Source organism: Arthrobacter sp. 2RAF22 (assembly GCF_052115325.1).
GTDB lineage: Bacteria > Actinomycetota > Actinomycetes > Actinomycetales > Micrococcaceae > Arthrobacter.
The window spans coordinates 184,490-210,386 of record NZ_JBFRGL010000001.1 but is presented as its reverse complement, the minus strand read 5'-3'; the positions used below and the strand labels follow the sequence as shown (position 1 = coordinate 210,386).

Annotated in this window: 12 protein-coding genes; 8 read left to right on the top strand and 4 right to left on the bottom strand. The window is 61.2% G+C overall.

The window, feature by feature from the left end; translation table 11 throughout:
• Positions 1–197: 197 nt before the first annotated feature.
• The 4 genes from AB4068_RS00930 to AB4068_RS00915 all read right to left on the bottom strand — a co-directional run bounded on the left by AB4068_RS00930 (position 198) and on the right by AB4068_RS00915 (position 5,450).
• Positions 198–1,385: an McrC family protein gene (locus AB4068_RS00930; protein WP_441432470.1), complete on the bottom strand. Its 1,188-nt coding sequence runs from the start codon at positions 1,383–1,385 to the stop codon at positions 198–200.
• Positions 1,382–3,436, bottom strand: coding sequence for an AAA family ATPase (locus AB4068_RS00925; RefSeq protein WP_441432469.1), 2,055 nt, complete (start codon positions 3,434–3,436; stop codon positions 1,382–1,384). Before AB4068_RS00925 ends, AB4068_RS00930 begins: the two co-directional genes overlap by 4 nt.
• Before the next feature lie 573 nt (positions 3,437–4,009).
• Positions 4,010–4,957, bottom strand: a complete 948-nt coding sequence (locus AB4068_RS00920) for a quinone oxidoreductase family protein (RefSeq protein WP_441432468.1) — start codon at positions 4,955–4,957, stop codon at positions 4,010–4,012.
• Positions 4,958–4,985: 28 nt separating this feature from the next.
• Complete coding sequence (locus AB4068_RS00915; RefSeq protein ID WP_441432467.1) at positions 4,986–5,450, bottom strand: DUF5684 domain-containing protein; 465 nt, start codon at positions 5,448–5,450, stop codon at positions 4,986–4,988.
• 588 nt (positions 5,451–6,038) lie between these two features.
• On the opposite strand from AB4068_RS00915, the gene AB4068_RS00910 reads away from it, so the two are divergent.
• The 8 genes from AB4068_RS00910 (at position 6,039) to AB4068_RS00875 (ending at position 25,894) form a co-directional block, all read left to right on the top strand.
• Positions 6,039–6,872 (top strand): competence protein CoiA family protein, encoded by an 834-nt coding sequence (locus AB4068_RS00910; protein ID WP_441432466.1) that lies wholly within the window; start codon positions 6,039–6,041, stop codon positions 6,870–6,872.
• 345 nt (positions 6,873–7,217) lie between these two features.
• Positions 7,218–8,051, top strand: a complete 834-nt coding sequence (locus tag AB4068_RS00905) for a DUF3883 domain-containing protein (protein WP_441432465.1) — start codon at positions 7,218–7,220, stop codon at positions 8,049–8,051.
• 127 nt (positions 8,052–8,178) lie between these two features.
• Positions 8,179–8,394 (top strand): recombinase family protein, encoded by a 216-nt coding sequence (locus AB4068_RS00900; protein WP_441432464.1) that lies wholly within the window; start codon positions 8,179–8,181, stop codon positions 8,392–8,394.
• A gap of 659 nt (positions 8,395–9,053) precedes the next feature.
• Positions 9,054–11,951 carry a helicase-related protein gene (locus AB4068_RS00895; protein WP_441432463.1) on the top strand — a complete coding sequence of 966 codons (2,898 nt, stop codon included), beginning with the start codon at positions 9,054–9,056 and terminating at the stop codon, positions 11,949–11,951.
• 2 nt (positions 11,952–11,953) lie between these two features.
• Complete coding sequence (locus AB4068_RS00890) at positions 11,954–16,663, top strand: DNA methyltransferase (protein ID WP_441432462.1); 4,710 nt, start codon at positions 11,954–11,956, stop codon at positions 16,661–16,663.
• On the top strand, positions 16,663–23,073 hold the full coding sequence (locus AB4068_RS00885) for a DEAD/DEAH box helicase (RefSeq protein WP_441432461.1): 6,411 nt from the start codon (positions 16,663–16,665) through the stop codon (positions 23,071–23,073). Before AB4068_RS00890 ends, AB4068_RS00885 begins: the two co-directional genes overlap by 1 nt.
• Positions 23,074–23,090: 17 nt before the next feature.
• Entirely contained in the window at positions 23,091–25,298 is a 2,208-nt protein-coding gene (locus AB4068_RS00880; RefSeq protein ID WP_441432460.1) for a 3'-5' exonuclease, read from the top strand.
• 215 nt (positions 25,299–25,513) lie between these two features.
• On the top strand, positions 25,514–25,894 hold the full coding sequence (locus AB4068_RS00875) for a DUF6504 family protein (protein ID WP_441432459.1): 381 nt from the start codon (positions 25,514–25,516) through the stop codon (positions 25,892–25,894).
• Positions 25,895–25,897: the final 3 nt, after the last annotated feature.

The window sequence follows — 25,897 nt, the reverse complement described above, 5'->3', positions numbered from 1 at the left end:
TGCCGTTCCGCGACCGGGACACCGAGTACGTGGGCCCAAGAGATGACTTTTGGAATAGCTTTTGGGACATCCAGAATACGTGGGACCATCCCGTTCTTGTCATTTTCAGAAGTCGTCTGCACGGGCCGCGTCAGCGTTCTGGATAGCTTCTGGACGGTCTCATTTGGTGCGTGGCTCTTCCGTGGGGGCGTCTTGGGTCACGGAACGGCCCGTGTTGATCTGTGAATTTTGAAAGCTAGGCGGCGTACTTGGTGGAGTAGCGCGCCCGGGATTTGATCGAGGTCGATCGCGTGGCAATAAATGCTGGTGTCACGGCCGATGATTTCGTGTACTCGGGGCTCCTCCTCGCCCTTGGCGTAAATGAGGTGCCCGGACGGAAGGGCGAACCGGGTGCAGTAGGCCAGCATCTGATAGATGTCAGCGTTGGGATATGAAGCGTTTTTAGGGGCTTTATATTTCGCGTCGATAACCGCCCTTACTCCGCGGGTGTCCTTCCACAGCATGTCCGGGATAAGAGATATGCTTCCGGCTGTGTCTAGCGATTGGCCTTTGGCCTGTGGCTCGATGGTGCCGCCGATGCTGCGGAGGTGTTCTCCGAGGGCGGTGGTGAGGAAGTCTTCGAAGATCCGCCACACGTCGAACAGGAAGGCTGTGGCGGTGATTTCTCCGTGACGTTGTTCCAGAGACGCGTTTTGAAGGATAAGTGTTGCCAGGACTATGGCCGGTCGGTAGCGGGTGTTCAAGCGGGTGAATTGTATTGGGGGCAGCGGGGTTCTGGGTCTGATCTCGCTTACACCATCGAGTCGCTGGGCCAGTTTCCGGAGGCTAGTGCGGTGGCTGCGGGAGAGTGAAGGGAGGCGCAGGAGCCGTTGCGCCGCGGTGAGCAGCAGCCTGTTTTCGGCGATGTCCGTGGTGTATTCGTCGAATATCACTTGTGCGGGGAGCGGGAGTCCGGCCCGGCGGCCTATCTGGGCGGAAACATTCAGGCGTCCGCGGAAGATCTGCTGTGAGTCCTCGAAGGTTTCATAGCCCTGCAGCAGCCCTTGCTCTGTCGCTCGGGCTGATTGACGGATGAAGGCGTCGCTAATGGTGTTAAGTAGGTCCTCATCCCGGTCGATAACGATGTCCTGCTCTTTCCAGATCGCGCGGTCCGTGGAATAGCTCATCATGAAGAAGAGGCGGGAAACGGGTATTTTCGGCTTGATTTCGATCTGGCAGTCCCCGAGACGGATGACGCCTACTTTTCGGATATTTGAGATAATCCATTCCCCGGTGCCGGCTGGAACGGCCGTGGCAGCGTCGAGGCGGCAGAGGGCAGCGACGATATCCGTCGGGAGCTGGACCCGTTCGGGTGCTGCCCCCTCGGTGAGCTCAAGGCGCTTCATTCTGCTTCGGCGGCTTCCTCCACCCCCGGGTCAGGGAGTTCGCGTGGCCGAGGCCCGGCCTGGAGGGCGTCAATGCCGTAAACCTGTTCGATGTTCAGGCCCTCGCCGTAGTGATGTTCGGCCAGCAGCGGCAGGATCTCGTGTTCCCAGATCTCTTCCAGCTGATCCGGAAGGAACTCCGGGTTTCTGGGCATGAGGAAGCTGGGGCCGATTTGGAAGTCGCCGTCACCGATCCGTTCGTTCACTGCCTCGAGAAGGGATGCGGGTGCAGGGTCGAGACCGTGGCGGACCAGCCATCGGCGGAGAACGGACTTCGTCGGCTCCTTCTGCGGATGTAGTTCCACGAACGAGAAACGACGGCGCATCGCTGCATCGAGCAGGGCAATGGAACGGTCGCTGGTGTTCATAGTGCCGATGAAGAACAGATTGGAGGGCAGAGTGAAGGAATCGTCATCACTCTTGCTGTACTGCAGTTTGATCGGGGTGTCCCGGTACTCGAGCAGGAAGTAGAGCTCACCGAAAATTTTGGCGAGATTGCCCCGGTTAATCTCATCGATGACCAGCACGTAGTTGAACTCAGGGTTGGATGCTGCCTGCTCCACGATTCGTCGCAGCGGACCGTCCTGAAGCCTGTAGGTGAGCGAGCCGATGTCCGTGGTGTCGGGCCGGTATCCCTGGAAGAAGTCTTCATAGGAGTAGCTGGGATGGAACTGAACGATCGCGGTGTACTTGGCGTCGCCGGCAACGTGTTCGGCCAAATGCATGGCCAGATACGTCTTCCCGGTCCCCGGCGGCCCGTAGAGGATGATCTGTCCACGGCGTTCAAGCAGGTTCAGCTGCTTCTGAAGCCACGTCTGATCCACAAACAAAGCCTGCGAAAGGGCTTCGTCGGCAGGGGCGAACCCCCGGCGGACGCCTGTCGTGTGCGTCAAAGGGTTGTCCTCGGCCGGAGGAACGGGGGCTTCTAATCCTTCTTCGGGAGCAGCAGGGTGGCCCCACTCCTTTCGAAAGGGGTCGGCGTAGAAGTCCACGGGTTGAGCGGTCTTCTGCTGGAGTTTGCGCACGATCTCCAGCAGATCGCGGTCGATGTCCTCGCTGGCCTCGCCGATTTCGCCAACAAAGGCGTCGCGGATCCGTATCTTATGATCGTCGGACACGATCGACGTGATGTATTTCGGGTGGACCAGATACACCAAGGCGTTCCGCTGCGTGCGGAAACCATGCCCAGGCAGGTCATTGACGAACTGCCGCCACACCCACGGGTCCGCGAGCAGGGCTTCCTTCTCGGCTTCGGACTTCTTCAACCACGAATCGAGAAGTTCAATGATCAGCACGAGCGCTTCGTAGAGTTTGTTGTTCATGGCCTGCCCCGGGTCGAAGGAGCCGAACTTGAAAGCCTTGGCAATCTCCGCGGGGATCTGCACGGGGTGGTCCATGTACCCAAGCAGTGTTTGTATCCGTTCCTTTTTGGCCCGCTCTCCGATCCGGTTCGGGCTGATCGGAAGTAGCTGCCAACACACCAGTTCAGCCATGAGCAGGCGCGCGTCGTCCGACACCTTGGCAAGCTGGAGCTTGAGCTTCCCAACAAAGTTGCCCGCGTCCGGATCAGGAGCATCTATGAACACGGCCCGTAGTTCGTCGACGGGTCCGCGTTCCCACACACTCCTGCCCTCGGAGAAGACGGAGCCGCCTTCCTGGAGTCCGCGCTGAACGAACGGCAAGGCCGCGTCCCGGATGGTTTCCTCAGCCTTGTCGACCGGCACTATGGTGTTTTGGAGCTGCTCCTTCTTTTGCTCCGCGCCCAGGGCACTCCAGGCGTTATATCGGTTACGGGCTTCAGACGCGAAGTCCCCTGCATCCGGGAAGTCCCTGAGTGCCTGACGTCCTTCTTCGGTGATGCCCCACAAGCCGGTTCCGTCCTTCTTCAGCCACCCGGCTTTCACCAGGTCCACGGTTGACCACCCCAGATATGTTTCCGCACGCGACTTGCCGTCGGCCCCCGTTTCGCTCTCCGGGCCGTCAGGCGGCAGCAGCTCGAATACCTGGGACAAGATTCCATCGGGGCCGGTCGTTCGGTAAAGACCATTCGGCTGGGCGGCCAACAGCTCAAGGATCAACCGCAAACGTCGGGCATTAGTTTCCGCAACTGGCATTAGATGGATCTCCTGTCCAAGAATTCAAACCCTAGGAGCAGAGTACGACACAGGTCAGACAGGCCGGGACAGACCTTTGCGACTTCCACACTGTGCCAACCCTATATTTCATCAGACAGAAGGAGCCAGCTGACTGACCGTCAGCTACGGATAGCGGGCGGAGCGGGGTTCGTTGACCGCGTAAGAGCGCCCGACGACGGGGCACCAGACCCACTCCTTCAATGGGCCGAAGTACCGGCTCGATTACGCAAGGATGACGTCTCAGTTCCTAGGTTCTCTCGGGGTCCGACGGGACTCCGGCAAGGAACCGACCTCGTTTGTGCAGGTCAGGCGTCGTCGGGCGCCACTCTAGCGTGGGCCACAGGTGTGGGCCTAGTGATTACACCCGCCGGGGTGTGGCCGGTTAAGCCAAGCCTAGGCCGGAGCCCCACGCCTGCACCAAAGCCCGACGGCGGCGGAGCGGGCCGGTGGCTACGGCACCAGGATGACCTTGCCCGCCCCGTGGCCGTCCATTAGCAGCCGGTGCGCCGCCGCGGCCTCCGTGAGCGGGAAGGTCTGCTGCACGTGGACGGTGAGCGCTCCGGCCTCCGTCAGCCGGACCAGCTCCAGCCGGGCGGCGTCGCGGATGGCGGCGCCGTTGTCCGCGCCGGGCGCACCGCCAAGCACCTTGATGCCCGCCCCAAATCCGCGGCTGAACCCGGCAATGGTGGCAATCCTGTCCCGGTCCGCCACCAGTTCCAGCGACACGTCCAGGGCCTCGTCCGTGCCCACCAGGTCCAGGGCGGCGTCGACGCCGCCGGGCGCCGCCGCCCGCACGCGGTCCGCCAGCCCGGGCCCGTAGGCCACCGGAATGGCCCCCAGCTCCGCTAGCAATGCGTGGTTCGCCGGACTTGCCGTAGCAACCACCGTTGCACCCCGGCCGGCCGCCAGTTGGATGGCCATGATGCCAACCCCGCCGGCGCCGCCGTGGATGAGCACGGTGTCTCCGGCGCCCACCGCCGTGGCCGAAAGTGCGTGGGTGGCAGTGACGCCGGTGAGCATCAGGCCCGCGGCCTGGTTCCAGTCCAAGGTGGCGGGTTTGGGCAGCACGGCCCCGGCGGGAACAAGAAGGTCCTCGGCGTAGGCCCCCGGCGCGCGGAACACGATGACCTCGTCCCCCACGGAGATGGGCCCGGCCGGTCCGACCGCCTCCGGTCCGACGGCGGTGACGGTGCCCGCTGCCTCTGAGCCGATCCGCAGCGGCAGCCGTGCGTCGTCGCGCCCGTAGGCGCCGCTGTAGACCTTGAAGTCCACGGGGTTGGTCCCGACGGCGTGGACCCGGAGGCGGACCTCGCCGGGGCCCGGCTCGCCCAGGGTCTCGTTCAAAACGGACAATGCTTCAGGGCCACCGAAGGCGGTGGCTGCCACGTAGCTGGTCATACCCGCAACAACCCCGCGCAAGGCACCGCTATTCCGTTCCCGGCCCGCTTTCGGGGCGGCGGCCGGGTGTACCTGGTCGCGGGTAGCCGCCAGGCTGCGGGTAGCCCCGATAGGCGAAGCTCGGGTCAACGTAGCTCGGGCCCCAATACCGCGCCTGCCCGTGGGAGAGCATGGACGCAAAGACCCAGGCCAGGAAGAACAGCCCCACCGTGTAGCCGGCGTCCTTGCCGAAGGACCTCGACACATTGTTCAGCGACAGGATGGCCCAGTAGAGGCCCGCGTAGGGGATGAACTGGAGCCAGAAGTTTGATTCCGGCCGTCCACCGATTTTCACCAGTACCCAACTGTTGTAGAAGGGCACAAAAGCGGCCCAGCCCGGGTATCCCGCCTTCCTGAAGACGTCCATCCAGGCCAGGGTGCCGCCGACATACAAGGGAGCGAACAGCAGGAGTTCCAGAACCACAATGAGGGCGACGACGGCGGCCGCCGCCACATCGGTGGAGTCGGAGGAATGAGCGTTGGCCAGGTCGGCAATGAGGGATGGTCGACTGACGCTCGGTCCTCCGGTCCTGGTGGTGGTCGGTTCGGCGGCTTTGACGGGCTTTCTGTCCTTCGCGGTGGATCACGGCGACGCTCCGAGAGGGGTGCTTGGTCATCTCTATGAGCTTGCCAACAGCCAGGATCTGCCGGCTGAGGCGCGCGGCGAGGACGGCCTCTGGAGGCTGCGACACACGGAGAGAACCCGTCGTCCACCAAGCAAGCGATCAAGCTTGTGCCACAGTCCACTACGGGCGATCGGACCCCCATAGAACCTAGGAACTGAGACGTCGCCCTTGTCTAAATCAGTCGGCATGCAAATTCCGGAACGAGGGTAAAAGACGAATGGAGCATCACCCTTCATCATGCGACCACGCGAGAAATGTCAGCCCGTCGGCTCATACTGCCATCATGGTCGAATTACGTCCCCTGCACTCGCGCAACTGGGAACCCTCGGACCCCCTGATTGCATACAACAACGCTGACGGGTAGGTTGTCGCCGCGGAGGCAATGACCCGCGGGAACAGCTCGTACTACAACCGCTATGGGTACAGCGGCTCCAAGGATATTGTGTGCATCGACAGCAAGCAGGACGGCCGCGATGTGCCGGTCATCCTCGTCGAAGCGGAGAAGAGGCGTCTTCACTTCCGCCACCAGCCGGGGGGAGGTGCCCGACGGGCTGGGCAGGCACGGGGAGACTGCTGAGCACTTGAGAGGTAAGCACCTCATCACGGACTGGGCTAGAGACCAGCACCATGTCCTCCCGTGGTCCGTCGAGGAAGAGTTCTGGGTGACTGGTGTCCGGCTGCGGAGCGAAGTGAAGGCGACTCTTGCCAGCGGCCAGCAGCTCGCATTCGAGGTCGAGCGCAAGCCGATGGAATGGAAGGACTGGGACCGCCGCCACAGAGGGTACGAGAGCGGGGGAGTCCGCGACGTATGGCTGCGGTCCCCGGACGTCCCCGATCTGGTCCTCGATCTGCCCCTGACGAGCGTGGTCCTCGACATGGAACGGGAGTCGATAGGGATCCTTGTCGCGAACTACTCCAGCGGATACCGTCATCCCACGGCCGAGGAGCGGGTGCGTGTTCCCACCCACTTCGCGTCCGCCCCGCTGTCGGAGTGGGACATCTCGGCCTCGGGCGCCCTTCCGCCGCCACTCGGTCTGGCCGAGTACATCGGTGATAAGTCCGAGTCGGCCCGGCTAGCACAGCTCAGGAAGCATCGGCAGGCAGCGACGAAGCCGCCCCAAGCCCCCTCTCAGCAGATGCCCGCAGTCCTCCCTCAGCAGCATGTCTCCTCCGGCCTCTGCGAGGTCAACGCCGACGAGCAACAGCGCATCGAGGATGTCATCGCACGCATCTTCGGCAGGAACCGGTAGGCGGGCGCGACGCGTCCAGGCGTCTGGTGCCGGTAGTCGCCGGGTGCAGACGAATTTTAAGACTGGCATCTTCGGGATGCGGCGACTCGCGCGGGCGCTCTCGTTCGACAGCTATGTCCAATGAATGAAGATGTTCCACGAAAACATGCAGATCAATTTCGGGGATACTCGTCCTTTTCCCAGAGGGCCACCGCAGTGTTAGGCACTGCCCCACATCCTTGACACCCTCGGTATCACAAACGATCCCCTGACGAGGTTCCGGCCGGGGTCAGGCGAGCGGACGGCAGCAGGATATCGCTCGCCGTCGTGCGCGGTTCGCTGACATCGATCGGCGATACTCGATTCATGGTTATCAACATCAGGCTCAGCGACCGAACGACAGCCAACAGCGATGACCCGCTTGGGCGTGATTGGTACGGCTCTGACCCTGGTGCCACACCCGAGCAGCTCTGGGCTAACAATAGGGGGGACTGGTTCCTGAGCACAAGGAGTATCTCGGATGAGCGTTGGGCAGCACTCAACTACCAAGGCCGGGTCGTGCTTGTCGCGGAACTCAAGGACCCGGATCACGAGATCCTGGCCGGTAACACACGGGCGCCAAAGAAGGCTCTCATCGGCCGCGTCATGACAGCCGGACATTCCATGCACGAAGCCCTGATCGGAACGCAGGTTAAATACCCGCCCGGCAACAGGAACTCAATTTGGTATGGTCCGGATCCTGAGACTGACGGCGCGGTGGACGCGGATCTACTTGAGGGGTGGGATCTACCTGGTGCCGGGGGGCAAGGGCTGCAACTGGACGCCGACATCCGCAAGGCGGTTGAGAATGCTGCCCAGGATCGTTTGATGGGGTACTACCGAGACCGTGGCTGGACCGTTACAGATACCCGGCATAATCGTCCCTATGACGCTGAAGCGGTCAAGGGGGCTGAGCAGATCTACCTGGAAGCGAAAGGCACGCAGAGCATAGGGGACACGGTCATCGTTACGCGCAATGAGGTCAGTCACGCCCGCCAGTATCCGGGGCTGTGCAGGATGGGCGTGTGGTCCGGGATGCGGATCACGGACGGGGTGGTGGATCCTGATGTGGGAAGCTTCAGGATCCTTCCCTTCAGTCCAGACGACGGGCGATTCCGTCCGCGTGGCTTCGATTGGACGCTTCCCGGCGACGCCATATGACGGCGGCAGAGCGCCCCGCCGTCGTCCGCCGGACTGCCGCGACTTCAAGGCGCCGCTCTCAGAGGGGGGCGCACTTGGTGGCAGGGCGCCGGTCCATGAAGTTGGTCTCGGTCGAGGTGACGAGGTTGTGGCGTGGAAGCTGGACCGGCTGGGGCGCAACACCCGCCACTTTCTCGATCTGCTGGACGACTTCAAATCCCGAGGGATCAAGTTTCGGTCGCTTCGGAACGGCATTGTCGCTGGCCCGGACAGTGAAATCGGGGGAGCGATGGCACAAGCCATGGTCACTATCATTCCGCTTTCGCTCAGCTTGAACGAGACCAGCTCTCAGAACGCCGGGTAGGTACCGCCGGGGCGTCGGGATCCAGTGGCTAAAGGAGATTGAGGGGGCGCCCAGCACCTGCACGTTTGTTTTTCCCTCATGGGGGCAAACCGTCTGGGAATACCAATTGTGAGAAACCCACCCGGATCCTCTAACTCGATGCCTCCATTCGGTCCCGGCCTCCGCCGGCAGCGGGGAGGCCCGGACCGGGGGCGTTCTGAGGCCCAACCGACCCCGGGAGGGTTGACGCCGGCGACCATGGGCGGCGGAAGGCGCGGGGTAAGCCCGTTTCGCCTTACGTTACGGGCGCTGACGCGGAGCGGGTCCGCTCGGCGTTCCTGACTGCCGGCCACCCTGAGGGGCACGGGTCTGCCCACGGCGTGCGGCCGTGTCGACAGGATCTTGAATCCGATCCAATTTGGTCACTCGGCGGGCGTGGAGAGCCCTGGGCTGCTGGGACGAGGACTTCCGTAGGTATTGCAGGCATCACGGGATCTGATTCCTGCAGATGACCTGAGGGCCGCCCGCAAAATGGCATCGAGTGTTAGGCAAACGCGGTCTCGCCATACTCCGCGGTGATCATGGCGCGGAGAGCGAAGCGCATAACTATTGTCTGTACCGTAGATAATTGCAGGAGCCGCCGGCACACAACGCGGCACTTACTCAATTAGGAGCCAGCTTTGGGAGTTGCAGCCGTGGATAGGGAACTCAAGGTGGCGCCCGGTTCGGTAGTGCACATCCGCGACGAGGAATGGCTGGTCACCAGCGCCGAGAAGTCCGTCGACGGTACGCTCGTCAGGGTCCAAGGCCTCAGCGAGCTTGTCCGCGACACGACAGCAGCTTTCTACTCCGCCCTGGACACAATCGAAGTCGCTGACCCGCGTAACTCCAAAGTCGTTGCCGATAGCAGCCCCAACTATCGCCGCGCCCGTTTGTGGGTGGAGTCAACGCTCCGCAAGACGCCCGCCCCGCTCGATGACCGAAAGCTCGGCGTGTCCACCCGCATGCTCGCCGACAGTCTCAACTACCAACGGATCGCGGTCGCGAAGGCGCTGGACAGCCGCAACGTCCGCCCGCGCATCCTCATCGCGGACGCCGTCGGCCTGGGAAAAACACTCGAAATCGGGATGATCCTCAGCGAGCTGGTCAAGCGCGGCCGCGGGGAACGAATCCTCGTCGTCACGCCCAGGCACGTCCTGGAGCAGATGCAGCACGAGCTGTGGTGCCGTTTCGCCCTTCCGTTCGTCCGCTTGGACTCCGCCGGCATCCAGAAGGTGCGCCAGATCTTGCCTGGCACGCGAAACCCGTTCACATACTTCAAGCGCGCCATCATCTCTATCGACACGCTCAAGAGCGCCCGCTACCGCGCGCATCTGGAGAAGCTGCGTTGGGACGCCGTTGTCATCGATGAGTCCCACAACCTGACCAACTCGGGCACCCAGAACAACGAGCTGGCTCGGGTCCTCGCGCCCAACACGGAAGCCCTGATTCTCGCCTCGGCAACCCCACACAACGGTAAGAATGATTCGTTTGCTGAGTTGCTCCGGCTCTTGGATCCCACCGTGGTGGGGCCGGACGGAACCTTCGAGCAGAAGGATATCGAGCATCTGATCATCCGCCGACACCGGCACAGCCCGGAGGTCGCCAGTGAAGTCGGCGCTGACTGGGCGGAGCGCCTGGATCCGGATAACAAGCTGATCCCGGCGTCGCCGGAAGAAAATGATGTTGCGGACGAGCTAGCGGATAGATGGCTGTACCCGCAGGCGGGTGCCTCGCCGTACTCAGGCCAGAACGGAGGCCTCTTCCCCTGGACTCTGGCGAAGGCCTTTCTATCCAGCCCTGCGGCGCTACTGGCGACTGTCAACGATCGCCTGAAGAAGCTCGACGGCGGTGCGCTGGCCGGGGAGGCCAGGGAGGCCGAGGCGCTAGAGCGCCTGAAAGAACTCACCGAGGCTTCCCTTCGAGGCAAATCCGCTAAATACGAAGCCTTGGTGAACTACCTTCAGGAGATCGGTGCCGGCAAGAAATCGCCCGTGCGGGCTGTGATCTTCGCAGAGAGAGTTCCTACCCTCAAATGGCTCCAGGCCAAGCTTCCGGACGATCTCAGCCTCAAGCCACAGAACGTCGCCATCCTCCACGGCGGCCTGAGTGACGTCGAGCAACTCGAGATCATCGACGACTTCAAACGGGAGGCCTCGGACATCCGGGTTCTGGTCACCGGGGATGTCGCCTCCGAGGGTGTCAACCTGCACGCCCAGTGCCACCACCTGGTCCACTTCGATATCCCCTGGAGCTTGATCCGCGTCGAGCAGCGCAACGGCCGCATCGACCGCTACGGGCAGAAGTTTCCACCGCAGATCACCACACTCCTGCTCGAACCGGACAACACCCAGTTCCGGGGTGACCTTAAAGTGCTTACGCGCGTGATGGAGCGCGAACACGAGGCCCACATGGTGCTCCAGGACGTTGCCTCGCTCATGGGCGCCCACAGTGTGGCGCGTGAAGAGGACGCCATCCGGGACGTGTTGATGAAGAAGAAACCGATCGATGAGGTCTTGCGAGATCCTGAAGCTGTCATAAACGGTGATGACTTTGATGCCTTCTTCGAAAGCCTCGCTTCCACTGAACCCGCAAAGAGTGACGTCGTGACCGAAACCCAGATCGGTCTCTACGCCACTGACCTCGAATACCTGGATGAAGCCCTGAGGGAAGCATTCGTTACTCCGGAAGCCAGCGTGAGCAACAATGGCGTCGCCTGGACCATTCACAAGGAGCACTCCATCGCCGAGCTCGAGCCCCCGCGGGATCTGCAACAGAGGCTCGCGTACCTCCCGCAGTCCTATCTCTCGGACCGGGCCGTGACTAAGAAGATGAAGCTGGCAACTACGGTTATCTCCGGCAAGCTGGAACTCGAACGCGCCCGTGCGGTCCATCCCACCGCCGGGGAGAAGACCACCACCTGGCCGGAAGCCCACTTCCTGGGTCCCCTTCATCCAGTACTTGAATGGGCCAGCGATCGGGCGCTTGCGTCACTGTCCCGGAGCGAAGTCCTTGCCGTCCGCGGAAACGTGGAGAACCCCACCGTCCTGTTGATGGGGACGCTCATGAACCAGCGAGGCCAAGTGGTCTCGAAAGCGTTCTTCACCGCTGACTTCCCCAACCCCGATAATCCGTCGTTTTGTCTGGTCGACACCCTCGATGATCTGGGTCGCTACCTGAAGGAGATTGAGTTCACGGCCAAGGCCATCAACCCCGGACCTATCGCCAACATCGATCAGCTTCAGCAGCTCGTCCCAGTCGCTGTGGAAAACACCTCCGAGACCCTGGAGGCCACTTTCGCAGCAGCACAGCAGGCAGCGGAGGAGCGGCTCGCCGGCTGGCAGGACCGCGCAGACAACTGGCAGGAATCGTCACTGGAACAGCACTTCCCCGGCATGAGCAAGTCTGCTCTGAAGAAGCAGCGCGAACGCATCCAGGAGGAACAACGGATTGCCGCTTCCTTGGCCCCGTCGCAGCGCCTCGTCCGCCCGCTTCTGGTCATCGTGCCTGAAAATACCGAAGTTGAAGGGGCCAACTAATCATGCCTTCATTTGATTCCATCGTCGTTGGCGAAGACTGGATCAGCGAGCACTACTTCACCACGGACTCCACGAAAGAGTCCTTCCAATCGGAGGTGCTCAAACTCCGCAAGCAATGGGACGAGCAGGCTAAGGAAGGCCACGAATCCGTCCTGAAACGCTTTCTCAGCGAACGAGGTACGTTCCAGGTTGAACTGGCGGAGCTTGTCGAGGAGCCAAACAAGGCTTCGGCCGTTTACCACAAGGTCCGCGAGGCGCTTGGATTTAAGGGTACGAAAGCGGAGCTCACCGTCGAGCGAGCCGGGACTACGGTGCGGGTTCCCAACGTCTGGACGTCCCACAATCGGGATCTGTTATTCCTCGAGAGCCGACCCGTCGAGTCCCTAGAGGACCTTCTCGATTCCGCCAAAGCCACAATGCTGGCCCCAGCCCTCATCGACGACAAGACGGCTGACCTGTCCGCGCCGAAACTCGTCTCCGAGCTCTACCGGACGGACGAACCGCCGAAGTTCATCGTGGTCTTTGGTGGCCGGTGGCTGCTGCTGACGGAGCGCGACCGCTGGGCCGAGGGCCGCTATCTGGCCGCTGACCTGCTGCTGGCCTGCGAACGCAATGACACCAAACGCGGAGGTGAAATCGACCGCGTGCTGGCTATTTTCGGGCTCGAATCCCTGCTCCCGGATGCCAGCGAATCCATCTGGTGGAATCAAATCCTGGAAAATTCAGTCAAACACACCATCGGAGTGTCCAAAGACCTCCGCGAGGGCATCCGGCTCTCCATCGAAATCATCGCCAACGACGTACTCCGGCGACGCGAGGCGCAAGGGCTTCCGCTGGACGCGGTCGACGGCCAAAGCCTCGCCCGCCAATCACTGCGCTACCTCTACCGGATCCTGTTCCTGCTGTACGCGGAGGCATCACCGGAGATGGGTGTCCTCCCTGTGGGGGCGGGCGAGTATACCGAGGGCTATGGCTTGGACCGCCTCCGCGAGCTCACCCTCACCCCTCTCAATTCACCCCAGGCCGTGTCCGGAACCCACATTTACCAGTCCCTACACACTCTCTTCCGCCTTGTCGATCAAGGCCACCATCCGTCGGACGAGCCCGTCGACGCTGCAGCGGTGATCGAGACGACAGGTGCCGAAGGCCTCCACTTCGACAGTCTCAAAGCCGATCTCTTTGACCCCACAGCCATGCAGGACATTGACGGTGTCGGCCTGGGCAACTCCGAGCTGCAGAAGGTTCTGCAGCATTTGCTCCTGAGCAAGGAAGCCAGGGGCAAAGACCGGGGGTTCATCTCCTACGCGGAACTTGGCGTCAACCAACTCGGAGCCGTATATGAGGGGCTTATGTCCTATACGGGGTTCATTGCTGAGACGGATCTGTACGAGGTCGCAAAGGACGGTGACTCGTCCAAAGGCTCGTGGGTCGTACCCGTCGAGCGTTCCGAATCGATAGAACGCAAACACTTCGTGATGACCGCGAACGAACTCACGGGGGAGCCGGAGCCTGTTCTCCACGAAAAGGGGACCTTCGTCTTCCGACTCGCGGGCCGTGAACGCCAGCAGTCAGCCTCGTATTACACGCCGGAGGTGCTCACCCGGTTTGTCGTCTCCCAAGCTCTGGAGGAGTTGCTCGGCAAAAAACTGGATGAAACCCCAGCGGACGACATTTTGAAACTGACCGTCTGCGAACCCGCTCTGGGCTCGGGCGCGTTCGCCATCGAAGCGGTTCGGCAGCTCGCCGATGCGTATCTAAAGCTCAAGCAGGCTGAGCTGGGGCAGACAATTCCGGCCGAGGACTACCCTGTCGAACTACAAAAGGTTAAGGCGCAGATAGCCCTTCACCAGGTGTACGGCGTGGATCTTAATTCCACGGCCGTTGAACTGGCCGAAGTGTCTCTCTGGTTGGACACTATGGTCTCCGGGCTGCAGGCCCCGTGGTTTGGACTGCACCTTCGTCGAGGAAACTCTCTGATCGGCGCACGCCGGGCCACCTATTCCCGAGCGTCAGTCAACGACAAGTCATGGTTGATGACCGTCCCGGCGGATGCTCCACTCTCAGGTCTCGCCGAAGCAATAGCGAGTGAGTCTGACGATCCGAACGTTGTCGGAAGAATTCACCATTTCTTGCTGCCGGCGGCAGGCTGGGGTGCAGCGTCTGAAGCCAAGGAAGTGAAAGACCTCGCCGGCGAAGCCCAAAAGGAACTTAAAGCGTGGCGAAACCGGATCAAAGCCAAACCTTCGAAGACCCAGGTGGACCGACTGGTGAACTTGGGACGACGGGTGGAGACTCTTTGGCAATTTGCTTTGCGCCGACTCGAAGTCGCCGAATCAGAGGCTCGGCGGACAGTCGACTACTTCGGTAAGCGGGCTGCGGCTGAGTCTGATGGCAATCCGGTTTCCCGCGCTGAAATAGAGGCGAAACTGGGCGACCCGAACGGAGCAATTCAGCGGCTGCGCCGAGTAATGGACGCATGGAATGCCCTTTGGTTCTGGCCAATCTCAGCGGCGGTTTCCCATGGAATCAAGCCGCCAACTCTCGATGAGTGGATAGCCGGGCTTGAGTCGATTCTGGGGCTCCAGGCCAAGGACTCGAAAATGGTGGGTCAGCAGTCTCTGCTTGCCGGGGCATCATGGAATGAACTCAACCAAGCGGAGGATCTCGAACTGCGCTTTGCCGGCGCACTGGAAATTTTAGAGGCCATTGAGACGATTCCTTGGCTGAAAGTTTGCCAAGAAATCGCGGCTGATCAGGGCTTCTTTCACTGGGAACTGGACTTTGGCACGGTTTTTGCACGTGGAGGATTTGACCTGCAGATAGGCAACCCTCCATGGGTGCGACCTAGGTGGGAAGAAGACGCTGTTATGGCGGAGGCCGATCCTTGGTGGCAACTGTCGAGTGGAAGTAGTGAGACAGAAAAGCAGCGTCATCGTGAAGGAGCTTTTTCGGATAAGTCTTTTCAGGCCTTGTTTGTGGAGTTGCGCACAGCATTAGCTGGACAAACTGCGCATTTGTCGGATCCGACCCTCAGGCCTTTTCTAAAAGGGCTTCAACCGGAGCTTTACCGGGCTTTTATGGAACAAGTCTGGCGGAATATGGGACCTGCTTCAGTAGTTGGTTTGGTTCATCCAGATTCGCATTTCAGCGAGGATAAGGCCGCGAGCTTGCGCCAGCAGGCGTACGAGAGGTTAAGGCGCCATTGGAAGTTTACGAATGAGTTGAAACTTTTCGAAATCGGTCATGCCCGTCCCTATGCTGTTCACATCTATGGGACCGCTCGCTCTGCAGTTGGGTTCCTCCACGCCGCGTCGCTTCTCCATCCGGACACCGTTGTGCGCTCTTTGGTGCACGACGGTAATGGCCCACAGCCTGGCATTAAGGATGACTCCGGAAACTGGGATACTCGCCCGCACCTTGGACGAATCGTTTTAGTAACGGACGCTGTCCTAAAACAGTGGTCTGCGCTTATGTCAGAGAATGGGGCGCCGGTCCGACAAGCTAAGATGCTTTACCCCGCGAACTTAGAGAGCTCTGCCGTCCTCGCCAAGCTCGCCGGTGCTGCCCGATTTGGGGAACTCGTCTTCGAGTGGACCAGAGGATGGGAGGAAGACCAAGACCGGAAACTTGGTCGGTTTATCCCAAAAATTGGCAAGCCAATTCATTTGGAGGACGCTATATATCAAGGCCCTCACTTTACTGTTTCCAATCCGTTCTTTCAGGAAGTGTGTGAGTCTGGAGTGAAACAAGGACAATATGTAAGCATCGACTTGGAGAGGATGCCGGTTCGTTTTTCGCCATCAACAAACTACCAGATTGCTGGGACCAAAGATAGGTTGGCATACACAACCTGGCAAATCAAGTCGCATTCACCGAATAGGACTTTCAATCCAAATTTTAATCAGCATGTGCCAAGCCACAGTTTTGACTTCTATCGCTTAGCCTGGCGAAGAATGGCCGACCCGGCGACGGTCAGAAGTTTACATGCCTGCCTTTTGCCGCCGGGTCCTATGCACGTTGGGACGATCCTCAGCCTTACTGTTGAAAACCCAGCTGATATATTTCTCGCGGCAGGTTTTTGGGCGTCTCTTCCTGTTGACTTCATGGTCAAAGCCGCTGGGATACTTGAACTCAAGGTCGGAACTGTTAGCCGTTTTCCTCACATCCGTGGTCATTCTCTGGAGCAGAACTTGCTGGTGCGGTCCGTATTGCTAAATGCTTTGACGGAGGACTATGCTCCAATCTGGAAAGAATTGTATGTCTCCGCTTGGAAGTTAGACTCTTCACCTTGCGCCCCTCCTGCAACTGCTGGCAGATTTGAATATTCAAACCTATCGCCGAATTGGACGCAAGAAACGCCACTGAGAAGTGCTCTCGTAAGACGATTTGCCCTTATTGAAATTGATGCGATTGTTGCCGTAATGCTTGGTATTTCCGCCGACGAGCTTTGTACGATTTATAGAACACAGTTTCCTGTTCTACAGGGATACGAGCGCAACGACCTCTACGATTTGAATGGCCGTAAGGTGCCTAACGACATAGGCAAGTTGTACCGTCAACGGGACGGGATTCTGAGCGAGGAAGAGCGGACTGCAACCAATGCAGCAGGGAACACCTACACCTATGATTTCCCGTTTCTTAGCTTCGATCGCGAGGTCGATATGCGGCAGGCGCACGCCCACTTCAATAAGTTAACGGAAGGCATGAACTGATGGCGGAGCTCCTCCCAACCTTCCAGGCGGACGATCTGCAGCAGGGCCTGTCCGACTACCTCACCACCACGTTCGCGCTCACCGACAGCGAGGCGCGTGGCGCGATCCAGCAGTTCCTCGCCGACCCGGACAGCGGACTTTTCAAGGGGCCATACGTTCGATTGCGGCTTCCGTTCAAGCCGGCGGCCGATGGCTGGCGGGAATCGCTGGACTGGCATCTGGCTGGGTTCGAGCCGTACGGACACCAGGCCGCGGCGTTCCAGAGACTGTCGTCGAAGCGGGCCTCGACAGTCGAGGCTTCGACAGGCTCAATCCCCGGGGTGCCTCCTGGCTCAACCGCCGAGCTTTCCGCTGGCTCAACCAGTCACCGCCGGCCATTGACGACCATGGTCACGACCGGAACCGGCTCCGGAAAGACAGAGTCCTTCCTCATTCCGATCATCGATCACGTCCTCCGGGCGAAGAGCAACGGTGTGAAGGGCATGAAGGCCCTGATCTTCTACCCGATGAACGCTCTGGCAAACGACCAGGCGAAGCGCCTGGCTGAGATGCTGTCTAGCCACACTGAACTCAGCGGAATCACGGCTGGTATCTACACCGGGCAGAATGACGAGCCTCGGACCAAGGTTTCCGCCGCTGGCTTGATCAACCAGCGCGACATCTTCCGCAGTGAAGCACCAGATATTCTGCTGACTAACTACAAAATGCTCGACATGCTCCTGCTCCGCCACCAAGATGCAAGCATCTGGGAGCAGTCGGCAACATCGCTGCAGTACGTAGTGCTCGATGAATTCCACACCTATGACGGTGCCCAAGGCACGGACGTGGCAATGCTGCTCCGCCGGCTGGGCCTGACTCTCAAGAGCTACTGGCCAGCAGATCTCACTGATTCGCCTTTCGGTCTCACCGAACTGGACCGACAACGCCCACTGGGCCGTGCCACGCCGGTGGCCACCTCGGCGACGCTTGGCGGCAAGGGCGATCCTGTAGCAATGCTGCGCTTCGCCGAGACGGTTTTTGGGGAACCCTTCCCGCAAGACAGCGTTATCACCGAAGCGCGGCTCAGCTCGGATGAATGGACCGCACTGGGTGCTGCCGCCCATGCGCCTAGGTCCATCAACGACATCGCGGACCAGCTGCACGACTTGAATGACAAGGTCGAAGCTGCGAGGGCCGCGGCTGACGGTGAGCCGAACGCCGCCGTCGTGCGTGTCATTGGGGACGCACTGTTCGGCAACCAACCCGACGACCTACTCGACGCCGTACGGTCACAGCCACTCACCGTGGCCGTTCTGCGGCACGCTACTGACGCTGTCTCGCTGCGGGAGCTTGCGGAGAAGATCTTCGGCGGATTCAGCATCAGCGGTGGTCCGCGTGAACAGGCCGCCCGACTGGAGGAGCAGATCGAGTTCCTCAGCCATTTCATCTCCTTCCTGAGCCAGATCCGCGCGGACTACGGCCGCCCAGCGCTGTCCGTGGAGGTCCACATGTGGATTCGCGAGCTCTCCCGGATCGACAAGGCCGTCGACGCCACCAGCAGTTTCCGTTGGTCCGACGACGGCGTCCAGCAGGACGGCGAGCTGTACCAGCCGGCCGTCTACTGCCGGCACTGCGGACGCTCCGGCTGGGGCGTCATGCTGGGCCCCACCGGCAATGATCTGGACCTGGATGACACGAAAATCCGCGTCGGTAAGATGACGGGCAGCGGGCGCTTCAGGGCCCTGCTCTATGCACCGGGCGAGGCCGACAAGGTCCTCTTCAAGGGTACCGATGAGGCCAAGATCGAGGGCCTGAGGTGGTTTGACTCCAAGAACCGCCAGATCCTGTCCGATGCCCCTAACGGCGAGGACATCGACCTGCTGGAAGGTCGCATTCTTCCGGTGCTCATGCTCACCGGGCTGGAGGCGGACGACGACTCCAAACGGGACACCTGCCCGGCATGCCAAACCGCAGACGGTATACGTTTCCTGGGAAGCGCCATTGCCACCATGCTTTCCGTCACGATCTCCAATCTCTTTGGATCGCAGGGTCTCAATTCCAATGAGAAGAAGGCCCTGGTCTTCACGGACAGTGTCCAAGACGCGGCCCATCGGGCCGGTTTTGTCCAGGCACGTTCCCACACACTGTCCCTGCGCTCGGCACTCCGCAACGCTCTGGACGGGGAGACCACCCTGGACGAACTGGTCAATGCTGCAATATCCAACGCACAAACCCCGGTGGCGAAATACCAGCTGATCGCACCCGACTACGTTGACCGGGAGCAGTTCCGCGCCTTCTGGAAGCCCGGCGCCAGCGCAACGGAGCGGCGCAAAGCCACCGGCAATGCCAAGTCACGGCTACTCTTCGACGCGTCGCTTGAGTTTGGATTGCAGTCCCGTGTCGGTAGGACGCTCGAACTGACCGGTAGCGTCGTGGCCGAAACTGATGGCGGTTCGCAGGCGCGCATCGTTGCTCTGGCCCAAAAGGCAATCGATTCCGTGCAGCAGCAGTCTGCCTTTGACGGACACACCCCGTCGGCTGTGGAACTTACCTTCTGGGTCCGTGGCGTACTGGAGCGCATGCGCATTCGCGGCGGCGTCCACCACAAGTGGCTGGACCCGTACTTGAAGAAAGACGGCCACCGCTGGCAGGTCTGGGGCGGCCGCCGCAAGTCTGAAGGCATGCCCGCCTTCCCGCCAGGCCGCGCCGCCCCTGCATTCCCCCGGATTGGTCCATCGGTCAAGAACTCGGACAACCTGGATCCGGTCACATCCACTGCCTCCTGGTATGCCCGGTGGGCTTCCCGCTGCCTTTCGACAGCCGCTGCGGACGGGGCGTTCCTGGCGAAGGCTCTCTTCAAAGAACTGCTGGATGCCGGTGTGCTGGGTTCCACCAAGTCCGAGAGCGGGGCAGAGATTTTCTGGATTTCCCCGGAACGGCTGGTCCTGAAAGCGCCGTCGAGCGAGGACTTGGCAGCCAAGCGGCATTTCCTCAGTTGCGATACCTGCAAGGTCCAGACTCCTGGCACGGAAACAGTCATCAGCCAGCTGGACGGTGCGCCATGCATGTTCATCCGCTGCCCGGGTACTCTGCAGCGTGCTGCCGGCGAGGACAACTACTACCGTTCGCTCTACCACTCCAGCGACATGAAGCGCGTAGTCGCCCGCGAGCACACCTCACTCCTGGACGACAAGACCCGGCTGGATTACGAATCCAAGTTCAAGTCGGCGACCGATGACCCGCAGGCCCCGAACGTCCTGGTGGCAACGCCCACCCTGGAAATGGGCATCGACATCGGTGACCTTTCCTGCGTGATGCTGGCCTCCTTGCCGTCGTCCGTGGCATCGTATCTGCAGCGTGTGGGGCGGGCGGGCCGCCTCACCGGCAACTCGCTGGTACTGGCATACGTGAAGGGCAGGGGAGAGCACCTGCCCAAGCTTCATGATCCGCTCTCTGTGATCAACGGAGAGGTTCGCCCGCCTGCCACATTCCTGGACGCCGAGGAGATCCTGCAGCGTCAGTACACCGCGCACCTAGTCGACCGATTTGCCCGCGACGCCGGCCGCCCCCACCCGCAAAAAGCGACGGCGGCACTTGGCAGCGCGGACAAAGACACCTTCTTGGGTGATCTCATTGCGGAGGCTTCCGATCACGCGGAGGAGTATCTGGCGGAGTTCCTGGCGCAATACGGAGAACTTCTCGCGGACTCCACCGTGGCTTCCTTGAAGGCCTGGGCGACACCGCAGAGCGACGGCGAGTCCAGCCTCATGGCGCGTCACCTGGTCGGTGCCGCACGCCTCTGGGAGCAGGACGTGGCCGAGCTCGACGCACGCCGCAAAGAGATTGACAGGCAGCTGCCCGAACTTGAAGAACGCGCCAAAACCAACGCTGCAACCGCGGACGATCTGCAGGCGCCGAAGACTGCTTATGCCACTCTCAAGCTGATTTCCCTTCAGCTGCACGGGCTCCGCGGCAACTATTGGATTTCGGTCCTGGAAGAGTACGGCGTGCTGCCCAACTACACCCTCCTGGATGACTCCGTCAGCCTGGACGTCGGTCTGACTTGGCGCGATGTGGACACGAATGAGTTCCTGACGGACAGCATCAGCTACCAGCGCGGCGCGTCCGTAGCGCTGACCGAGTTGGCACCCGGGGCGACCTTCTACGCCCAGGGTCTTCAGGTCAAAATCGATGCAGTGGACCTGGGGCCGCAGCAGAGCCACATCCAGAAATGGCAGATGTGTCCATCCTGCGGCTGGGCCAACACCGAGGTGGACACCAAGGGGCCTGTTACCGTCTGTGCCCGCTGTGGCACCGGCGCCATTGCGGACGTCAGTCAGACGTTCGATGTCGTTGTCATGAAGAAGGTCTCCGCCGAGGTCAGACGGGATGAGGCCGGCATCGGGGACCGCAGCGACAACCGCGTCAAGGAAAGCTTCAACGTGGTGGTGGCCGCGGATATTGACCCCGAGCATGTGACCAGCCAATGGTTCCTGGACGGCATCGACTTCGGGGCAAAGTACCTTCACCGCGCGGAGCTTCGCTGGCTGAACCTTGGCCGGACTGCCTCAAACGCGGCCACGCGTTTGCTGGCCGGAGAAGACGTGAAGGCGCCGCTGTTCCGCGTCTGCTCCTACTGCGGCAAGCTGGACCAGGCAGCCAAGGCGAACAGCTTCGATGAGCACAGGTTCTGGTGTAAGTACCGCAAGGCGGCTGAGGAAAACGTCAAGGACGTGGCCCTCGCCCGCACCCTCACCACTCAGGGTGTTTCCCTGCGCTTGCCCACCGCGGCAGTGATGGGCGACGACTTCGCGGTGCCTAGCCTCACGGCCGGCCTTCTGCTGGGTCTGCGCACCGTTCTAGGCGGCGCACCGGACCATATCGACGTAGTCAAGATCAACGAACCGCTCGCCGGCGGCGAAAGCGCTGTTTCCCTGTTGCTCCACGACAAAGTACCCGGGGGTACCGGTTACCTGGCTGAGTTCGCCGAGCCGGAGAAGGTCTGGAAAATGCTTCACGCAGCGTGGGACATGGTGCGGAACTGCAGCTGCCAGAACGAAGAACGACTTGCCTGCCACAACTGCCTCCTGCCATTCGCACCTCCGTGGCTGGTGGACAAGGTCTCGCGCATCACGGCACAACGGCTGCTGACCGACATCCTGTTCAGCGGCAAGGTACCGGCAGAAGGTGAGCAGTCGCCGTCATTCGCTGACTGGAAGACCACCACGGTTCCGCCGGCGGCTGGCCTGAACCCGGAATCCCATCTGGAGCTGAAGTTCCGGAGGGCCCTCGTGGAGCGCCTTCAGACGCTCGGCACCCAGATCAAAGTGACCCCGGCCCTACGCGGGGACCGGCTGGAATTTCGCCTGCCCGGCGGCAAACACAAATGGTGGCTGGAGCCCCAGGAGGACATCCTGGGAACCCGGCCGGACTTTGTCCTTATGGCCCAGGACCCCAACATCCCCAAGATCGCTATCTACACAGACGGTTACTACTTCCATGCGTCCCGCACCCACAACCGGATTGGCGACGACGCCGTCAAGCGCGCCAAATTGCGCGAGGCCGGTATCATTCCCTGGGGCCTCACTTGGGAAGACATTGACGCCTTCGGCAAGGGCACCACAAATTTCCCGGCCTGGCACAAACAGGACCGTGTGCAGAAAATCCAGGCCCAGTTCAGTCTCAAACCCGGCCTGCTGGAGCTCATTGGCCTGGACGCAATGAGCCAGCTATGGGCCTGGATCCAGGACCCGGTGCAGCCTGATTGGGAGCGCTTCGCCGAGGTCGTCCCGCTGATGCTGATGGAGAAGCCGTTCAAGTCCAGCGCTGACACCGCTGCGGAACGCGCCCTGGAGCTGCTGATCAACGAGGACGTGACTCCCGCGGCTGGCCAGGACAATTGCTGGCAGTACAGGTACGGGGCAACGGTGCTTTCGGCTGGTGCCAAGTCCCTTGATGCCAAGGGCTTCGTAGTCGGGCTGTACCTTGACGACCGTGCGGAAGCCGTGGCTGACGAGGACCACCACCTCTATTGGCGCGAATGGCTCCGGCTGTCCAACCTGATGGCCTTCAAGCGGTACGGGCTGAAGATCGGATCCGTCGACATGGTGTCCGCGGCCGTCGATGTTCTGCTGCCCCAGGAAGAGGCGTCCGCGACCCTCGGTCCGGAATGGCAGGAACTCCTGGAGATGGCAGCCGATAACGAGCGGCTTTTGTTGACGGAACTTGCCGCGATCGACGGGCTTCCCCTTCCCGAGCTGGGATTTGAGCTGCCGGATGGCAGCGTTATCCCGATGGCATGGGAAGAACAGAAAGTGGCCGTGTTGCTGGACGGCGAGGACCCGCAAACCTTCGTTGTTGCCGGATGGGCCGTCGTCGGACCGGACGCCGCGGACGTGGCCAAAGCACTCAGCGTGAAGGAAGGTAAGTAATGCCGCTAGTAACGTGGATGAAGAGCAAAACAAAAATCGACGGATCCCTGAAGTCGAAAATCTACAACTTCCTCGAGAAGCTGCAGGAAGACGACACGGCACCTGGCCTGCACATCGAACCGATGCACAACCCAAAAGACCAGCGCGTCCGGACCGGTCGCGTTGATCTGAACTACAGGGCCGTCCTCTATCGGCTGGACCCCGCAGGAGAGCCGCACTACATCTACATCGGGGCATGGCCGCACGACGAGGCCATAGAGATAGCCCGATCCAGCGTGCTCCAGATCAACCCGGTCAACGGAGTCTTGGAGCTGATCAAGGACTCGGAACCGGACAGGAGTGACGCCCAGCCCGGCGACATAACCGCGGTGAAGCCTCCGGTTGTTAGTTCTGATCCCGAGCCGGGGTTCGTTAACGGCCTGGCAACGGCCGGCTACACGCCCGAATATCTGATGGAGAACCTCGGCATCGACCCGGAAGTCGCCCGTCGCGCAGTGGCGGCACGTTCACTCGAGCAATTCTCGGCCGTCGTGGACAATGCACCGGAGTGGCAGGGGATTGCCCTGATCGATCTCGAGGCCGGAAAATCGCTTGCAGATGTCAAAGAGGAACTTGGGCTCGGCCAGTACGTCGACGATGAGACGAAGTCCGAGGACGAGAAGATCCGGGAGGCGCTGGACCACCCGGCATCGAAGATCGAGTTTGCGTTCATCGGCGAGAATCCCCAGGAACTGAAAAACATCATCGAGTTTGGTGATTTTGAAGCCTGGCGCACATTCCTGCACCCCGAACAGCGCCAGTATGCGGAGAAGAGCCGCACCGGATCCTTCCGACTGTCCGGTGGAGCGGGCACGGGCAAGACCGTGGTCGCACTGCACCGCGCCAAAGCACTCGCGGACGCTGAGCCCCCAGCGCGAATAGTTCTGACAACCTTCACCACCACCCTGGCAGAATCGCTGGCCACGAACGTGGCCACGCTGGACCCCTCCCTTGCTATTGCCACGAAGCTGGGCCAGAAAGGCATCTGCGTAGCCGGCATCGACTCGCTGGCGCATCAGATCTGGACGGCGGCATCCGCCGACGAACGTTCCGCTGCCCTGAATGCAGTGCTCGGCGTTGGCGATCAGCAAACGACCAAGCGGACAGACAAGGACGCATGGGACTTCGCCGCCGAATCGGTGGACCATGGCCTGGAACCGACGCTGGCCAACCCCACGTTCCTGGATCAGGAATACCTCTCTGTTGTGTTGGCTAACTCGGTGACGACGAAGGACGAATACCTCAAGGTCCCCCGGGCTGGCCGCGGCACCGCCTTGAACCGGCCAAAGCGGATTGCCGTGTGGCGGATCATCGAGGCCTATCGACGCGCGAACAGGATGGAAGACAAAGCCAGCTACGCGGAAATCGCGGCCCTCGCTGCCGCTGCCCTGAACCACCGCGCCTCCAACGGGGGGCCGCGGCCTGCAGAGCACGTCATTGTTGACGAGGCACAGGATTTTCATGCCGGTCATTGGCTGCTGCTGCGAGCCCTGGTCGCCGAAGGACCCAACGACCTGTTCATCGCAGAGGATTCCCACCAGCGGCTATACGGACAAAAGGTATCCTTGTCCCGCTTTGGAATTCACATTGTCGGCCGTTCCCGCCGACTGACGCTGAACTACCGCACGACGGCGCAGAACCTCGCCTTCGCAGTCAAGCTCCTCTCCGGAGCGGAGTTCCACGACATCGAAGATGGAGCGGAAAAATCAAGTGATTACCGGTCAGCACGCAGCGGGCCGGAGCCCGTCCGCCAGGGCCTTGAGTCGCTCAACAGCGAGCTCGACCTCGCGGCCGACCACATCCGGCGGTGGCAGGAGAAAGGGAATGATGGTGCATCGATCGGCATCCTCGTCCGCGCCAAGCACCAGCAAGCCCAGGTGGTCAACAGCCTGAACGAGCGTGGAATCCACGTCCGATCGATCGAAGCGCCCACCGACGACCGCAACGAACCCGTGGTCATGACAATGCACCGGGCCAAAGGCATGGAATTCGCCAAGGTCATTCTCTTCGGAGTCAGCGACTCCAGCCTGCCGCAGAAGCACGCAATCCAGGGCCTGGCCGAGGCAGAGCGTGATGATGCCTTGCTCCGGGAAAGGTCATTGCTGTACGTCGCAGCGACCCGCGCCCGCGATGAGCTGGTAGTGACATGGAATGGTAAACCGTCAGAGCTTCTTGGTACAGAGTAATTCGAGGCCTGGAAACAATGACATGCCGCTCGGTCAGTGGCCGTAATCAGGTCAGGATGCTTTGACGACGGCGGGCTCGTCCTAGTGTCTGGTGGTCCCGGTCGGAAGCCACCTTTTCATCTGCAGCTGTAGCGCTCAACTCGGGGCCACAGGGTGAGAGGGCCAGGGACAGCGGGCCAGCGACGGGCAGATACTGGAACTGGGGCGTCAGGCCAGTGGTTCCAGGGCCAGTCTCAAACGGTCGGTGGCGGCATGTAGTGTCGAACGCATATTCTATTAACAGTTTTTCTATTAGAAGGTATGTTCTAGTGCTGGATGTTGATGAGCGTGTGTTAGTGCGGACGACTCCGGACGGTTGCCCTCTGGGGTTTGAGTGGCGGGACCGGCAGTACCGGAGCACCGAGACCCCTTTGCGGTTCTATACGAGGCGCCCGTGGTGGGTCGAACAGGCCCGTATCCAGAAGGGGATCGGCCCGCAGGTGCTCGAGACAGAGACGTGGCGTATCACGGCATCGGGCCGCGGCAGGTCGGCCGAGCGGGTGTTCGAGCTGGTTCGGGACGAGTCTGATTGGGTGCTGGCCCGCATCCTCGGCTAGAAG

Bases quoted from the DNA above. Each gene is read 5' to 3' on its own strand.
- AB4068_RS00930 (WP_441432470.1), bottom strand. From the start codon at position 1,385: ATGAAGCGCCTTGAGCTCACCGAGGGGGCAGCACCCGAACGGGTCCAG.
- AB4068_RS00920 (WP_441432468.1), bottom strand. From the start codon at position 4,957: ATGACCAGCTACGTGGCAGCCACCGCCTTCGGTGGCCCTGAAGCATTG.
- AB4068_RS00910 (WP_441432466.1), top strand. From the start codon at position 6,039: ATGGGTACAGCGGCTCCAAGGATATTGTGTGCATCGACAGCAAGCAGG.
- AB4068_RS00905 (WP_441432465.1), top strand. From the start codon at position 7,218: ATGGTTATCAACATCAGGCTCAGCGACCGAACGACAGCCAACAGCGAT.
- AB4068_RS00890 (WP_441432462.1), top strand. From the start codon at position 11,954: ATGCCTTCATTTGATTCCATCGTCGTTGGCGAAGACTGGATCAGCGAG.
- AB4068_RS00885 (WP_441432461.1), top strand. From the start codon at position 16,663: ATGGCGGAGCTCCTCCCAACCTTCCAGGCGGACGATCTGCAGCAGGGC.
- AB4068_RS00880 (WP_441432460.1), top strand. From the start codon at position 23,091: ATGAAGAGCAAAACAAAAATCGACGGATCCCTGAAGTCGAAAATCTAC.